We start from the raw sequence: 14,128 nt of genomic DNA on the forward strand, positions 1-14,128 counted from the left end.
GTCCTGAGCGCTTCCCGAGGATGTGCGAAGCCCGCGGCCCGTGGCCCACCTCGCTCAGGAGCTGCTCGAGGTCACCAAGGGGTTCGGCCTCTCGGTCGTGCGCGGGTGGTTCGAGAAGTCGGCTTACCCCTTGTCGACGTCGGCCGCACGCTGCAGGATCTCGGCCTCGCTGCGCACGGCCTTGGTGGTGGCGGGATCCATCAGTGGCTCGGTTCCCGGCTGCTGGAGATCGGTCTCGGTGGTGTCGGGGTTGGTTGCTCGCCCCGCGCCGGTGGTGCCGACCGGCGTCTGCACCTCCACATCCTCGCCGAACAGCTCAGCCTCGGCGTCCGCCTGCCACCGGTCGATGTCGGGCTCGCCTCCGACCCGGCCGTGCGCCGAGCGTCGGGAGGTGGCTGCCGGCTCGTGCTCGGCAGGCTCGGCCAGGTTGGGTGGCGGCGGCTCCGGTGCGGGCTCGGGGATCGGCGGCATCGGCGTCGGGCCGGGTGTCGGGTCCGGGGACGGGTCCGGACCGGGTACCGGAGAGGGCCCCGGTGTCGGTGTCGGCGTCGGGGGCGGTGCAGGCGGAGAGGTGGTGGCGGAGGACCAGGTGGGCCGTCCGTCATCGCCGCCTGCAGCGATCCGCACTACGGAGTACGCCGCTCCCTTGACCAGGCCGGCGGCGTACGACGCGCTGGCGACCGGGTGCCGGACCGCGTCGTACCCGGTCCTCGTCAGATGTCCGATGATTCGCGTGACTGCCACGGCTGCTCCTTCCGTCGTCTGCCCCGCTGGTGCCCGGGGGCGACGCGGAGCAAACGGTGGTCAGGACCAGCTGTGGTCGCTCACGTCGCTCCGGGCTTATCGGTCACCCAGAGCCGGATCTCCCCCTCGATCACGGTGGCGCCGTCCTTGCGGACCCCGCGGACCCGCACCCGCAGGTCGCCGCCCGACTCGGACAGGGCGGCGCCGCCCCACTGCTCAGGGTCGGTCTCGGCGATGCAGGTGATGTCGGAGTCCGCCTTGGCGGTGTAGCTGACCTCCATCCCCTTCGGGATCCATCGCTTGTCGCTCGGGATCGACGCCTCGGCCAGCGCGCCCATCGCTGCTTCGAGCCCGTTGCACAGCGCGATCGCGTGCACGGTGCCGATGTGGTTCTGCACCCCGCGCCGCTTGCGGATCACCACTTCGGCGCGGTTCGGCTCGATCACGGTGAACAGTGGCCGGACCGACCAGAAGTACGGCGCCACCTGGCTGAACGCGAACGAGAACACCCGATCGCCCACCACCGGGATCCGGTGCGCCTTGGCGTAGAGGTCGAGGACTTTGCTCATGACAGGGACATTACTTGCCGGTAACCGATCTGCCCATGACCCGGGCCACATCGATCGAGTGCCCGATGACCGTGTCCTGCCGGCCGCCCGGCCGGGCGGGATCGTGCGGCTCGTCGAACCAGACCCCCTCCGTGGCGCCGACCTTGCGGAGCACCCGCAGCGAACGATGGTTGCGATGGTCCGGGGCGGCGAACAGCTCCCCGGCGTCCGAGTACGCCGGAGTCACGATGTCGCGCAGCAGCACCCACAGCAGGCTCGTTCCCAGGCCCCGCCCGGCATACGCCGGCTCGCCGATCAGGTAGTCGAATCCGATCGCGTCGGGTCGTCCACACACCAGCCCGTAGTCGGGGTAGTCGGCGATCCGGTAGTCCTGCGCGAAGCCGACCGACCTGCCGTTCACCTCCCAGATCCACAGTCGGGTCGGGTCCTGGCCGCTCAGGGCGGGCCCGTAGTGGGCAGCGACCTCATCGGGGCTGCGGTCGTCGTCCCACCATCGGGCGACGTGCGCGGCGTTGACCCAGCGGACGAGCGAGGGGAGGTCGCCCTCGGTCATCGGCCGTACCGCGAACCGATGTTGCTCGTCGACCCCGAACACCAGCGGATCCCCGGATAGGTCGACGGCCAGCACCGGGCCGGACACCTGACCGAGCCGGGCGGCGGCCCGATCGGCGGCGACCGCCCACGACACGTCCGGGCCGACGTCCGCCCGGCGAAGTTCGAACCTCACCCGACCATCTTGGCCAGGGATCGGCTCGCTGAACACCAGAACACGTTCTAGCATGTGCCGATGCAGCGAGCCGAGCTCCAGGACGCGTTCGACCATTACGTCGGCACCGTCGGGCAGATCGCTGCCTGCGGCGACTGGTCCGGGTTTGCGGACCTCTTCACCGAGGACGCGACCTACTGCGAGCACGCGTACGGCGACTTCCGGGGCCGTGAGCAGATCCGTCCGTGGATCGTGCGCACCATGACCACCTTCCCCGGCAACCAGATGGTCGCCTTCCCGCCGGCCTGGGCGGTGCTGGACCCCGACGGCCGACGGGTGGTCTGCGAGATCCGGAACCTGATGCGCGACCCCGGTGACGGGTCGGTGCACGAAGCGTCCAACATCACCATCCTCAGCTATGCCTGCGACGGGCTGTGGTCGCGCGAGGAGGACGTCTACAACCCGCAGAGGTTCGCCGACATGGTCCGTCGGTGGGCCGTGGTCGCCCGCGACCACGGCACCCTGGACGCCGCCGGCGCGGTGATGCTCGACGCACTCGGCGGCTGAGCGGGCCCGTCAGGGGGTGATGTGCTCCGGGTCGGCCAAATCGACATCGAGCTCCTCGCGCACCACCCGGTAGGCCACCGCCGAGGAGTGCCCCTTGCGAGCCAGCATCCCGACCAGGCGGCGCACAGCCTTCTCTCGATCGAGCGTCTGCACGGACCTGAGCTTGCGACGCACCTGCTCGCGAGCCGCCCCGACCTCGTCATCGTCGTCGACGTCGCCCAGCGCCTCGCCCATCACCTCGGCGTCGACGCCCTTGCGGCGCAGCTCCTGCGCCAGGGCTCGGCGGGCCAGGCCGCGTCCGGTCTGCCGCTGCTGGATCCAGTCACGGGCGAAGGCGGCGTCGTCGATCAGGCCGACCTCCTCGAACCTGTTCAGCAGCGGCTCGGCCACGTCGTCGGGCACGTTCTTCTGCGCGAGCTTCTTGGCCAGCTCGGCGCGGGTCCGGGCTCTGCCGGTGAGCTGGTCGAGCAGGATCTTGCGCGCCACCGACTCCTGGTCCGGCTCGGGCCCGAGGTCCCGGTCCGGAGCCGGCTCGGTCGAGCGTTCAGCGCCCATGGCTCCTCCTCCTGCGGGTCGCGACCCAGCGACCTGCCGGGACTAGAAGTCGATGCCCTCGGGGTCGATGGTGGGGTCGTCGGCGACGAACTCACCCGGAGCGTCCACGGTCGGGCCGATGCCGAGCTTCTCCAGGATCCGCTTCTCCAGCTCGTTGGCCAGGTCGGGGTTGTCCTTGAGGAAGCCTCGGGCGTTCTCCTTGCCCTGGCCCAGCTGGTCGCCTTCGTAGGTGTACCAGGCGCCAGCCTTGCGGACGAGCCCCGCCTCGACGCCGACGTCGATCAGGCCACCCTCACGGCTGATGCCCTTGCCGTACATGATGTCGAACTCAGCCTGCTTGAACGGCGGGGCGACCTTGTTCTTCACGACCTTGACCCGGGTCCGGTTGCCGACCATGTCGGTGCCGTCCTTGAGGGTCTCGATGCGGCGTACGTCGAGCCGCACCGAGGCGTAGAACTTCAGCGCCTTGCCGCCGGTGGTGGTCTCCGGCGAGCCGAACATCACGCCGATCTTCTCGCGGAGCTGGTTGATGAAGATCATCGTGGTGCCGGCCTGGCTGAGCGCGCCGGTCATCTTGCGCAGCGCCTGACTCATCAGCCGCGCCTGCAGGCCGACGTGGCTGTCGCCCATCTCGCCCTCGATCTCGGCGCGGGGCACCAGCGCGGCGACCGAGTCGATCACGATCAGGTCCAGCGCACCCGAGCGGGTCAGCATGTCGGCTATCTCGAGGGCCTGCTCGCCTGAGTCGGGCTGGGAGACCAGCAGCGCGTCGGTGTCGACGCCGAGGGCCTTGGCGTAGTCGGGGTCGAGCGCGTGCTCGGCGTCGATGAAGGCGACCAAGCCACCGGCGGCCTGGGCGTTGGCCACGGCGTGCAGCGCCACCGTGGTCTTGCCGCTGGACTCGGGGCCGTAGATCTCCACCACGCGTCCGCGCGGCAGGCCGCCGAGCCCGAGCGCGATGTCGAGCGAGATCGCTCCGGTCGGGATCACCTCGAGCGGCGCACGCACCTCGTCGCCCAGCCGCATCACCGAGCCCTTGCCGAACTGCTTCTCGATGTTCGCCAGCGCTGCGTCGAGCGCCTTCTCCTTGTTGCTCTCGGCTCCAGCGGCCATGATCTGCGTCCTCTCGTGCTGCGGCTTGTCGTCTGCTCCGACGCTAGGGGGCGGCGCCGACAGGTTCGTCCCACGAACCCGGATCTGTGGACAACGGCCGGTCGACCCCTACCTGTGGAGGACAACGGTAGTACGAACACCTGTTCGATCCACGCCCCGGCCCCGGCGTGTCGGACGAGGAATCAGCAGGACGGTTCGGACGCAGCCGCGGCCGACTCGACGCAAGCCCTCAGCGTGCCACCCCGAGCGCCTCGCGCCGGGCGACCAGCACGGCGGCAAGCACGCCCAGGCTGAGCAGCGCACCGAAGAGGTTCAGCGCCCCGAAGCCGAGCTCCTGCATCACCACGCCGGCCAGGGCCGCCGCGACGGCAGCCGCCCCGTTCATGCACAGGTCGGCGGCCCCCTGGACGTCGGTGCGCGCAGCCAGCGGGGTCGACTCGGTCAGCATCGCCGAGCCGGCCACGGTCGAGCAGGACCAGCCCACCCCGAGCAGCAGCAGGCCGATCCCGATCCGCCACGAGGCCCCCATCGGCGAGGTGCCACACAGCAGCATCGCCACCAGCAGGATGCCGGCGCCGGCCACCAGCACCAACGTACGCCCGAAGCGGTCGGCGGCCCAGCCGACCAGCGGGGAGAAGAAGTACATGCCCAGCACGTGCACGCTGACGACGATCCCGATGACCTCCAGCTGAGCGCCGCCGTGGTGCATGTGCAGCGGGGTCATCACCATCACCGCGACCATCACCGCGTGCCCCGCCGAGATCGCCAGGATCCCGGCGGCCACGCCCGGGTGCGTCGTGACGACCTCGCGGACCCGGCCCCACGAGGTGCCCGGCCGGACGACGTCGACCTGACCCGCGCGCTCCCGCGCCACGAGAAGGGGGTCCGGCCGCAGCGCGACCGCGACCACGACCACCGCGAGCAGCACCGCGACCACCGAGAACGCGAAGGGACCGGTGAGGCGGGGCAGTCCGAGGTCCACCGCGACCGTGCCTGAGGGACCGGTCAGATTGGGCCCGAGGACCGCGCCGACGCTGGTCGCCCACAGCACCACGGCGAGCGCCCGGGCGCGGGTCCTCGGGGTGGCCAGATCGGCGGCGGCGTATCGCGACTGGTAGTTCGAGGCGCTGTTCGCGCCCAGGAGGAGCCCGCCGAGCAAGAGCACCGGGAACGACCGGACCGCCCCGCCCAGCACACAGGCCGCCGCGCCGACGGCACCGACGAGGTAGCCGACCACCAGCCCGGTACGCCGGCCGTGGCGCCCCATCAGCGACGCGAGCAGGAAGGACGCGACTGCGGCGCCGAGCACCTGAGCGGTCTGCACCAGCCCGGCCAGCGCCTTCGATCCGGACACCTCCTCGGCCAGCACCGCCGCTACCGCGACGCCGATGGTGCTGCCGAGACCGCCCAGCGCCTGGCTGACCACCAGCACCCCCAGGGTCCGGCGCTGCACCGGGTCGGTGGCCCGTGGCGCCTCGGACTCAGCCACCGCCACCGACGCGCCCCAGCTGTGCGTAGTCGCCGACACCGCACTCGGCGAGCAGTCCGAGCAGTTGCCGTGTATCGGGAACGAACGCGCGCTCCGGGTCCGCGAGCAGCTCGGCCAGCTCGGCCAGGGTGCGCCAGCCTCCCTCGGCGACCTCCTCGGGCTGGTGCCGGACCGCACCGTTCCAGACCGCCTCGAAGACGTGCTCGAAGCAACGGGTCGTGCCGTCCTCATAGAGATGGCTGCCGAGGGGGTGGAGCGGGACGCCCGCGATGCCGAGCTCCTCGGCGAGCTCGCGACGGGCGGACTCCATCGGATCCTCGCCCGAGCGCAGCACACCGCCGGCAGCCGCATCCCAGTGCCCCGCGGCCCAGTCCTTGGTGTCCGTGCGCCGGTGCACGTAGATCCGGCCGGCGCGGTCCCGGACCAGCACGGCGGTGGCTGCGTGCCGCAGGTTGCGGGCGCGCACCTCGGCGCGGTCCGCCACTCCGACCACCGTGCCCACGGCATCGACCAGGGCGACCTGCTCGTCGGCGCTCACCGCTCGCCCGGCGGCAGCTCGAGGGCGGCCCACACCGCCCGCCACACCTGCTTGGCCGGCTCACCGGCCGCCAGGGCCTCGGCGACGGTGCGGCCCCCGAGCTCGGGAAGCACCTGCTGGCTGGCCCAGACCCGCGCGTAGGACGAGCCCAGGGCCTCCTCCATCCGGCGCCAGAACTCGGTGTGCCTCATCGATGCTCCGATCCGGTGGGCGCTGCGGTGGCGACCACGTCGAGCCAGCGGTCACGGGCGCTCTCGGTCTGGTTGACCACCTCGACGGTCCAGCCGGCTCCGGCGAGCACCTCGCGCAGCGGTTGCTCCCGCCAGTAGGTGAAGTGCCGGGGTGCGGCCACCTTGCCATGCGTCGACCAGGCCTCGCCGTCCCCCTCCTTCACACTGAGGAACAGCACGCCTCCCGGCCTCGTCACCGCCGCCAGCCTCGCCAGCACCGTGGCCAGGTCGTCGCGGGCGACATGCAGCAGCGCGGCATTGCTCCACACCGCGTCCCACGGACCGCCGAGGTCATCGACGAGCGGATCGACCACGTCGGCGTCGTGGCCGTCCGCGCGGAGCAGGTCGACGAAGGCCGGGGTGATGTCGGTGCGACGTACGACGAGGCCTGCCGCCTCCAGCGCGCACGCGTCCCGGCCGGGTCCGCTGCCGATCTCGAGCACCTCGGCGCCCTCCCCCACCCTGGCGACGAAGGCCGCGATGTCGAAGCGCACCTGGGTGGGCAGGCCCGGCGTCGCAGCAGCGTACGCCGCCGCAAAGGACTGGTAGGCCTCGACGGTGGCCCGGCGGGGGTCGGTCACCCGGTGCCGCCGACGTCCCAGAGGTGGTGCACGACGTCGTGCAGGTGGTAGCGACCGAGGGTGTCGACCGTGAACACCGAACCGTCGCTGCGTCGGCCGGTGCGCTGCCATGCGTCATCCGGCACGGCACCGTAGGCCGCCGCCGCCGCATCGGCCGCCGTGAGCAGGTCCACGAGGACTGCGTCGGCGGGCTGCTCGTCGTACCGCGCCGAGACCGCGGTCTCGTCCTGGTCCCAGTTCGCGAACGTCGGGTCCACCTGCTCGAGCATCAGCCGCACCCGCGCCGCGAAGAGCCGGTGCACGTCGCGGACATGGCAGGCGTACTCGAGGGGCGACCAGATGTTGTCCGCTGGCCGGACCGCGGCGTCGTCACCGGCCAACACCTCGCGCCACCCCGCAGCATTCGCCTGCAGCAGCCCGGGAAGGCGTCCGGGCGTCGCCCGGGCCGCGTCGAAGGCGCAGTCCGGGCACGGTCTGCTCAGTACCCAGGTCCAGTCCTTGGTGTCCGGTTCGATCGGCATGGAGGCAATCCTGTCAGCCGTCGGCGATGATCCGGACATCGACGCCGGCCGGGCGCACGCTCGAGCGCTGGATCGACGTGATGCCCGCGGACCATCGTGGACGATCGGGAGAAGTTCTCCGAAAGTCTGAACGGCCGGGCTCATCCGATGCTCTGATTCCCCCTGGGGGAGACGTCGAGAGGCACGCCCATGAAGCCCAGGACCCAGATCCGCCGAACCGTCACCGTCGTGACGGTCGTGGCCGTGCTGTGCGCCCTCGCCGGGCTCGCGGTGGCGAGACCCTGGCAAGGGTCCCCCCACCGACCCGCCCCCTTAGGGATCGGCAGCGACCCGGACGCTCCGGCGGGACACCCGATCGACGCGGACAAGTACCTCGCCGCCCGGTCGGCGTTCGCCCGGGCGCGGTTCGGCGATCCGTTGGCCGACGGGCACCGCGATCTGCGAGCGGTCGCGGTGCGCCAGCTGCACCGGGCCCAGGCGCAGCAGGCGGACGCCGGGAGCGCCGCCGGTCCCGGTCAGCCCGGGGCGGCCGGCGCGCCACAGAGCGCCACAGCGGCGGCGGCCGACGAGGCCTGGACCGCGATCGGACCGAACGGGCTTCCCAACGGCCAGACCATCGGCAACGAGGTTCCGGTCTCCGGACGCGCGACGTCCATCGCGGTCGACCCCACCAACGCGGACATCGTCTACATCGGCACCGCGAACGGCGGCGTCTTCCGGACGACGAACGGCGGCACGGACTGGGTGCCCATCCTCGACCAGGCACAGTCGTTGGCGATCGGCGCCCTGGCGCTCGCCCCGAGCGACCCCACCACCTTGTACGTCGGCACCGGCGAGGCCAGCGGATCGGGCGACTCCTACGCCGGCGTCGGGCTCTACCGGATCGCGAACGCCCGCACCACCGCAGAGGCAGTCGGGCCGATCAACCCCACGGTCACGTTCGGCGGCGCCCGCGTGCCCGCGTTCCGCGGATCCTCCATCTCACGCATCCTGGTCAGCGCGACCGATCCCGGAACCGTGGTGGTCACCTCCGGATACGGCTGGGTCGGCAATGGACACGCCGCCGACCCCCAACGGTGGGCCGAGGGGATCTTCCGCTCGACGAACGCCGACGCCGCGGCCGGAGACGTCTCGTTCACCCCGATGATGGTGCCCGGCCAGGGTCCCGAGCAGGGAGCCGACGTGGCAGCGCTTGCTCCCGACCTGGGCATCCTGCTCGTCTCGGTCACCGACCAGTCCGGCGACGGCAGCGGCGGGATCTGGCGGGTGACCGGCGCCTTCGGGACTCCGACCTGGACCAACGAGCTGCCGCTCGCCACCGGCGACCAGGCGCACCTCGCAGTCAATGGCGCCGTCGCCTATGCCTACAGCGCCGGAAGCACCCACGGTGATCTGCGCACCTCCACCGACGGCGGCCTCACCTGGACGACCTCGAGTGCCCCGATGGCGAAGGAAGTCTGCGGTGGGCAGTGCCGGTACGACAGCCCGGTCGCGGTCGATCCCGCCGACGCGCAGCACCTGCTGCTCGGCGGCTCAGCCGACAGCTACCCGAGCCACATCCTGGTCGAGTCCAGCGACGGCGGGATCACCTCCGACAACGGCACCCACACCACCCACCTGCACGCGGACAACCACGCGATCGCCTTCGCTCCGCACAGTCCCTCCGGTCAGACCGTGGTGTGGGATGCCACCGATGGCGGGGTCTTCAAGTCGGTCGACGGCGGTCTGAGCTGGACGAGCGAGAACACCCCCGGCCTGAACACCCTGCAGTTCGAGAGCCTTGCGGTCGCGCCGTACGACCCCGACATCACCATCGGGGGCACCCAGGACAACGGCACCGAGGAGCACACCGGACCGGATCCTTCCGCCTGGAGCCGGGTCGACTGGGGAGACGGCGGCTTCGCGCTGGTCGACTCCCATTCGACGGCCGCTTCGCAGACCTTCTACCACACCTACTTCAACGCGACCGGCAGCGTGATCGGGCTGGCCCGCTGGCGCAGCACCGACGGCTACCGGTTGGGTGAGGGCAACTGGTCCCTCCTCGGCTGCGGCGGCTCGTCCAACGGCATCTCCTGCTCGGACAACACACTCTTCTACGCACCGATGGCGCTCGGACCCGGCAGCCCGAACGACACCGTCTACTTCGGCACGGACCGGCTCTACCGCTCGACCGACCAGGGCTCGTCGATGAGCGTGGTCGGCAGCTCGGGCGCCATCGACGGAGCCCACGTGTCCGCGATCGCGATCGCGCCGACCGACGACAGCGAGCGGCTGGTCGGCCTCGATGACGGCTCGGTGTGGCTCTCGACCGGCACCGGCCCCCTGACGAAGCTGGCCGGCCCCTGGCCGACCACGCAGGGCGACCCCGCCGAGGGCACCTACATCTCCTCGCTCGCCATCGACCCGACCGATCCGCAACGGGCCTACGTGGTGCTGGGCGACTTCCTCCAGGGCGCCGACCTGCACGTGTGGTCCACCTCGGACCTGCTCTCGGCAGACCCCACGTGGACGGCGGGCACCGGGCTGCCCGACATCCCGGTCAACTCCGTGGTGATCGACCCACGGACCCCGGCCGACGTCTTCGTCGGCACCCAGATCGGCGTCTACGCCTCGGCCGACCACGGCGCAACCTGGCAGCCCTTCGGGACCGGTCTTCCGGTCGTCCCGGTGGTGCAGATGGCGGTGGCCTCCCCGGGCACCGCGGGCGAGGCACTCCGGGTCGCCACCCACGGCAGGGGCATCTGGCAACTGCCGCTCCCGGTGCTCAAGCATCTCGACTCGGTGACCGTCACACCGTCGAGCGCGACGATCGCCAAGGGCCAGGTCGAGCAGTACGACGCCGTCGCGAACTTCTCCGACGGATCGACGACCGACGTGACCGGCTCGGCCACCTGGTCCACAAGCGACACCTCAGTGGCCACCATCGGCGCCACCACCGGTCTGGCCCACGGTGTGGGGGTCGGCAGTGGGATCACCGTGACCGCGACGTACCAGAGCAAGTCTGGAACCGCCGGACTCACCGTCGACCCCCACCAGCTGACCACCATCACCGTCACCCCGCCGACCTCCACCATCGTCGCGGGCCGGCATGTCGCGCTCCGGGCAACCGGCGGGTACACCGACGGCCAGACCGCCGACGTCACTGACAGCGTGACCTGGAAGTCTGCCGAGCCGAGTGTCGCCACGGTGAGCACCTCCGGCACCGTGACCGGTGCGGCTGAGGGCGGCCCGGTGACGATCACCGCGGCCAGTGGGTCGGCGCACGGGTCCGCCCAAGTGACCGTGTCCCCGGCGACGTTGACCTCACTGACGGTCGCATCGACGCACGCCATCAGGCTGGTGGGCCAGAAGCAGCCCTTCGTCGCCACCGGTCACTACAGCGACGGCTCGACGAAGGTCCTCACCGCCACGGTGCAGTGGTCCACTAGCGCACCGCGGGTCGCGACCGTGGTGCCCAGCGGTACCGGCGCCGGCGTCACGACGGCGCGCTACCCCGGCCGCACCACGATCCGAGCAGTGCTCGGCAGCCTGTCCGGCTCGGCCCGTCTCGTGGTGCGCGCCCCCCGCCCCAAGGTGTCGTCCTTCTCACCGAGGCACGGGAAGGCAGGCACGAAGCTCACCGTGAAGGGCTCGTACTTCTACCCGGGCACCGCTCTCGTGGTCCGGATCGGCAAGATGAGGGCGACCCACGTCAAGGCGCTCTCCTCTCAGAGGCTGACCTGCAAGGTGCCCGCGCACGCGAAGTCGGCCCACGTCTTCGTCACCACCCAGGGCGGGACCGGCAAGAGCCGGACGAAGTTCAAGGTGCGCTGACCCGGCTCGGCAGACGCCGGGCCCGGCCAGCCCATTCAGGCTCAGGTGAGCAGCAGCGTGTCCAGCCGCCGCCGTACGACAGCGAGGCCGGCCAGGCCCATCAGCACCAGGTAGACCACGGAGAGACCCGACTCCCAGGAGAGCGACCCGGTCGTGAGCTCGCGCATCAGCACCACGCCACGGTAGAGCGGGGTCGCCTCGACCACCCACTGCACACCGGTCGGGAACGCCGACAGCGGGAAGAACGTGGCGGAGAAGAGGAACAGCGGGAGTGTGCCCAAGGTGATGTAGTCGAAGTCCTGCCACGACCGCATGTAGGTGGTCAGCGCCATCGCCGCACCACCGAACGCCATCGCCACCAACAGCGCCGCCGGCAGCGCGAGCACCGCCCACCACGAGTGCACCAGCCCCATCGCCACCATCACCAGCAGGAACGCCGCGGAGTAGACGCCTCCGCGCAGCAGCGACCAGACCAGCTCGCCGCGCGCGACGTCACGGGTGGTCAGCGGGGTGGCCAGCCACTGCTCGAAGAGCTTGTCGAACTTCAGGTGGTGATAGAAGTTGAAGGTCGCGTCGAAGAGCGCGCCGTTCATCGCCGACGCGGCCAGCATGCCTGGAGCGACGAACTCGGCGTAGGGCACCGGGTGGCCGCCGAACTCGAAGCCGTGTACCAGCTTGCCGACACCGATGCCGATCGAGAACAGGTAGAACACCGGCTCCAGGAACCCGGTGAGGAAGGCGATCCAGGAGCGCCGGAAGACGAGGTACTTGCGGTGCAGGATCCGGGTGGTGGTGAAGACGGCGCCTCCCGGCGTACCCCGCTCCAGCGCCGCGCTCCCGCTCATGTGACCAGCCGCTTCCTCAGCCGCTGCACCGCGAGCCAGCCGCCGCCGACGGCGAAGACCAGCAGGTAGGCCACGTGGTACGCCGCGGCGCCGGCGTCGAACCCACCCACGGTGAGCATCCGGGTCAGGTCGACGCCCTGCCACAGCGGGGTGACCCGGGCCAGCCATTCCAGCGCCGGACCGAGGTTGCTGATCGGGAAGAACGCGCCAGAGAAGAGGAACAGCGGGATCATCCCGATCCGGAACAGCAGGGTCAGGCCGTCCTCGGAGCGCAGCGAGCTGGTGAAGGCGAAGATCGGTGCGGCGAAGCCCATCCCGAGGAGCAGCTGGACGAGGAACGCACCGATCACCCCGCCGACGCTCGCATAGACCCCGAACGGCGCCAGCACCAGCAGGAACACCACGCTGACCGTCGCCACCCGGAACAGCACGAAGCCGAGCTGGCCCAGCACGATGTCGGAGACCTCGAGCGGCGTAGCCACCATGCTGAAGTAGACGCGATGCCACTTGACCATGTCCATCACCGGCCAGGTGACCTCGCCGAACACCGTGGTCATCGTCTGCGCGCAGACCATCCCGGGCGCGACGAACGCGAGGTAGGAGCTGGCTCCGTCGAGGCTCGTGGGCCCGGCGGTCACGAACTTGCCGAGCAGCACCCCCATCGCCAGTGCGTAGAGCAACGGGGTGATGAACGACGAGATCACCGTCCCGCGCCAGGTCCGCCGGTAGACCGTCGCCCAGTAGTCGAAGAGGTTGACCACGCGTGGTCCGCTGCGCGGCTGCGCGGGGGGTACGTCGGTGACCTCTGCCATCACTCCACCAGGGTCCGACCGGTCAGCCGCAAGAAGACGTCCTCCAGCGAGGACCGGCGTACCAGTGAGGTCGTCGGCTCGAGCCCGCGATCATGCACGGCGGCCACCGTCGCCTCACCGTCCGCGGTGTAGAGCAGCAGCCGATCGGGCAGCACCTCGACCCGCTCGGCGAGGTCGGTCACCTTGGCGGCGAGCCGCTCGTGCTCGTTCTCCGCGATCCCGGACCCTGTCGAAGGGAACCGGAGCTCGGCGACCTCCCGGGTGGAGTAGCGCCGGATCAGCTCGGTCGGCGAGCCCTCAGCCACGATCAGTCCCTTGTCCATCACCACCAGCCGGTCGCACAGCTGCTCGGCCTCGTCCATGTAATGCGTGGTGAGCACCAAGGTGACGCCTTGCTGCTTGAGCCGGAAGAGGCGGTCCCACACGACGTGCCGGGCCTGCGGGTCGAGGCCGGTCGTGGGCTCGTCGAGCAGCAGCACGTCCGGTCGGTTGATCAGGGAGCGGGCGATCGTCAGCCGGCGCTTCATCCCGCCGGAGAGGTCATCGACCTTGGAGGTCGCCTTCTCGCGCAGCTGCACGAAGTCGAGCAGCTCCTCGGCACGCCGGCGTACCTCGGCGCGCGGGATGCCGAAGAAACGACCATAGATATAGAGGTTGTCCCGGACGTTGAGCTCGGCGTCGAGCGTGTCCTCCTGCGGGCACACCCCGATCCGGGCCCGGATCTGGGAGCCGTGGGTGGCGGGATCCATCCCCAGGATGCGCAGCGTGCCACCGGACACCGGGGAGACCGCGGCCACCATCCGCATGGTCGAGGACTTGCCGGCGCCGTTGGGTCCGAGGAAGCCGAACGCCTCGCCGCGGCGTACGTCGACGTCGATGCCCCGCACCGCCTCGAAGACGCCCCCGTCACGGAGCGGGAACGACTTGCGCAACCCGGCGGCGTGGATCAGGGAGTCGGTCACCCGATCGACCCTAACCGGGACCGCCCTCGCACAGGAAAGTCATTGTTCACACACCGGCTCTGCTGTGTGAAGGTGACCGATGG

General features: G+C 70.8%; 15 protein-coding genes. 2 read left to right on the forward strand and 13 right to left on the reverse strand.

What is annotated here, in order from left to right; genetic code table 11:
* Nucleotides 1-123: 123 nt before the first annotated feature.
* The 3 genes from Q9R13_RS08175 to Q9R13_RS08185 all read right to left on the reverse strand — a co-directional run bounded on the left by Q9R13_RS08175 (nucleotide 124) and on the right by Q9R13_RS08185 (nucleotide 2,040).
* Nucleotides 124-744: a hypothetical protein gene (locus Q9R13_RS08175; protein WP_310964598.1), complete on the reverse strand. Its 621-nt coding sequence runs from the start codon at nucleotides 742-744 to the stop codon at nucleotides 124-126.
* An 80-nt stretch (nucleotides 745-824) separates the two neighbouring features.
* A complete protein-coding gene (locus tag Q9R13_RS08180; RefSeq protein WP_310964599.1) occupies nucleotides 825-1,313 on the reverse strand; it encodes a hotdog fold domain-containing protein in 489 nt (162 codons plus the stop codon).
* A gap of 10 nt (nucleotides 1,314-1,323) precedes the next feature.
* Nucleotides 1,324-2,040, reverse strand: coding sequence for a GNAT family N-acetyltransferase (locus Q9R13_RS08185; protein WP_310964600.1), 717 nt, complete (start codon nucleotides 2,038-2,040; stop codon nucleotides 1,324-1,326).
* A 60-nt stretch (nucleotides 2,041-2,100) separates the two neighbouring features.
* Here Q9R13_RS08185 and Q9R13_RS08190 point away from each other — a divergent pair, with 60 nt between their 5' ends.
* The gene (locus tag Q9R13_RS08190) at nucleotides 2,101-2,586 is read left to right on the forward strand and encodes a nuclear transport factor 2 family protein (RefSeq protein WP_310964601.1); all 486 of its coding nucleotides are present in this window, start codon (nucleotides 2,101-2,103) and stop codon (nucleotides 2,584-2,586) included.
* 9 nt (nucleotides 2,587-2,595) lie between these two features.
* Here the strand turns inward: Q9R13_RS08190 and Q9R13_RS08195 are convergent, their stop codons facing one another.
* From Q9R13_RS08195 to Q9R13_RS08225, 7 genes are all read right to left on the reverse strand, one after another.
* Nucleotides 2,596-3,141: a regulatory protein RecX gene (locus tag Q9R13_RS08195; RefSeq protein ID WP_310964602.1), complete on the reverse strand. Its 546-nt coding sequence runs from the start codon at nucleotides 3,139-3,141 to the stop codon at nucleotides 2,596-2,598.
* Nucleotides 3,142-3,183: 42 nt separating this feature from the next.
* Nucleotides 3,184-4,254, reverse strand: coding sequence for a recombinase RecA (gene recA, locus Q9R13_RS08200; protein WP_310964603.1), 1,071 nt, complete (start codon nucleotides 4,252-4,254; stop codon nucleotides 3,184-3,186).
* 229 nt (nucleotides 4,255-4,483) lie between these two features.
* Complete coding sequence (locus Q9R13_RS08205; protein WP_310964604.1) at nucleotides 4,484-5,743, reverse strand: MFS transporter; 1,260 nt, start codon at nucleotides 5,741-5,743, stop codon at nucleotides 4,484-4,486.
* Nucleotides 5,736-6,281, reverse strand: a complete 546-nt coding sequence (locus tag Q9R13_RS08210; RefSeq protein ID WP_310964605.1) for an NUDIX hydrolase — start codon at nucleotides 6,279-6,281, stop codon at nucleotides 5,736-5,738. The genes Q9R13_RS08205 and Q9R13_RS08210 overlap by 8 nt, the downstream gene beginning before the upstream one ends.
* On the reverse strand, nucleotides 6,278-6,472 hold the full coding sequence (locus tag Q9R13_RS08215) for a DUF3046 domain-containing protein (RefSeq protein ID WP_310964606.1): 195 nt from the start codon (nucleotides 6,470-6,472) through the stop codon (nucleotides 6,278-6,280). Before Q9R13_RS08215 ends, Q9R13_RS08210 begins: the two co-directional genes overlap by 4 nt.
* Complete coding sequence (locus Q9R13_RS08220) at nucleotides 6,469-7,092, reverse strand: class I SAM-dependent methyltransferase (RefSeq protein ID WP_310964608.1); 624 nt, start codon at nucleotides 7,090-7,092, stop codon at nucleotides 6,469-6,471. Before Q9R13_RS08220 ends, Q9R13_RS08215 begins: the two co-directional genes overlap by 4 nt.
* A complete protein-coding gene (locus Q9R13_RS08225; RefSeq protein ID WP_310964609.1) occupies nucleotides 7,089-7,613 on the reverse strand; it encodes a DinB family protein in 525 nt (174 codons plus the stop codon). Before Q9R13_RS08225 ends, Q9R13_RS08220 begins: the two co-directional genes overlap by 4 nt.
* A gap of 189 nt (nucleotides 7,614-7,802) precedes the next feature.
* Between Q9R13_RS08225 and Q9R13_RS08230 the strand changes: the two genes are divergently transcribed.
* Nucleotides 7,803-11,426: an Ig-like domain-containing protein gene (locus Q9R13_RS08230; protein WP_310964611.1), complete on the forward strand. Its 3,624-nt coding sequence runs from the start codon at nucleotides 7,803-7,805 to the stop codon at nucleotides 11,424-11,426.
* Nucleotides 11,427-11,467: 41 nt separating this feature from the next.
* Here Q9R13_RS08230 and Q9R13_RS08235 read toward each other — a convergent pair whose 3' ends face one another.
* From Q9R13_RS08235 to Q9R13_RS08245, 3 genes are read right to left on the reverse strand one after another with little or no spacing between them, the layout of a single operon-like run.
* Nucleotides 11,468-12,271 (reverse strand): ABC transporter permease, encoded by an 804-nt coding sequence (locus tag Q9R13_RS08235; RefSeq protein ID WP_310964612.1) that lies wholly within the window; start codon nucleotides 12,269-12,271, stop codon nucleotides 11,468-11,470.
* A complete protein-coding gene (locus Q9R13_RS08240) occupies nucleotides 12,268-13,083 on the reverse strand; it encodes an ABC transporter permease (protein WP_310964613.1) in 816 nt (271 codons plus the stop codon). Before Q9R13_RS08240 ends, Q9R13_RS08235 begins: the two co-directional genes overlap by 4 nt.
* Nucleotides 13,083-14,045: an ABC transporter ATP-binding protein gene (locus Q9R13_RS08245; protein WP_310964614.1), complete on the reverse strand. Its 963-nt coding sequence runs from the start codon at nucleotides 14,043-14,045 to the stop codon at nucleotides 13,083-13,085. Before Q9R13_RS08245 ends, Q9R13_RS08240 begins: the two co-directional genes overlap by 1 nt.
* Nucleotides 14,046-14,128: the final 83 nt, after the last annotated feature.

Source organism: Nocardioides marmorisolisilvae (assembly GCF_031656915.1).
In the GTDB taxonomy this organism is placed as follows: Bacteria; Actinomycetota; Actinomycetes; order Propionibacteriales; family Nocardioidaceae; genus Marmoricola; species Marmoricola terrisoli.

Bases quoted from the DNA above. Each gene is read 5' to 3' on its own strand.
- recA (WP_310964603.1), bottom strand. From the start codon at position 4,254: ATGGCCGCTGGAGCCGAGAGCAACAAGGAGAAGGCGCTCGACGCAGCG.
- Q9R13_RS08235 (WP_310964612.1), bottom strand. From the start codon at position 12,271: ATGAGCGGGAGCGCGGCGCTGGAGCGGGGTACGCCGGGAGGCGCCGTC.
- Q9R13_RS08215 (WP_310964606.1), bottom strand. From the start codon at position 6,472: ATGAGGCACACCGAGTTCTGGCGCCGGATGGAGGAGGCCCTGGGCTCG.
- Q9R13_RS08240 (WP_310964613.1), bottom strand. From the start codon at position 13,083: ATGGCAGAGGTCACCGACGTACCCCCCGCGCAGCCGCGCAGCGGACCA.
- Q9R13_RS08190 (WP_310964601.1), top strand. From the start codon at position 2,101: ATGCAGCGAGCCGAGCTCCAGGACGCGTTCGACCATTACGTCGGCACC.
- Q9R13_RS08180 (WP_310964599.1), bottom strand. From the start codon at position 1,313: ATGAGCAAAGTCCTCGACCTCTACGCCAAGGCGCACCGGATCCCGGTG.
- Q9R13_RS08195 (WP_310964602.1), bottom strand. From the start codon at position 3,141: ATGGGCGCTGAACGCTCGACCGAGCCGGCTCCGGACCGGGACCTCGGG.
- Q9R13_RS08225 (WP_310964609.1), bottom strand. From the start codon at position 7,613: ATGCCGATCGAACCGGACACCAAGGACTGGACCTGGGTACTGAGCAGA.
- Q9R13_RS08230 (WP_310964611.1), top strand. From the start codon at position 7,803: ATGAAGCCCAGGACCCAGATCCGCCGAACCGTCACCGTCGTGACGGTC.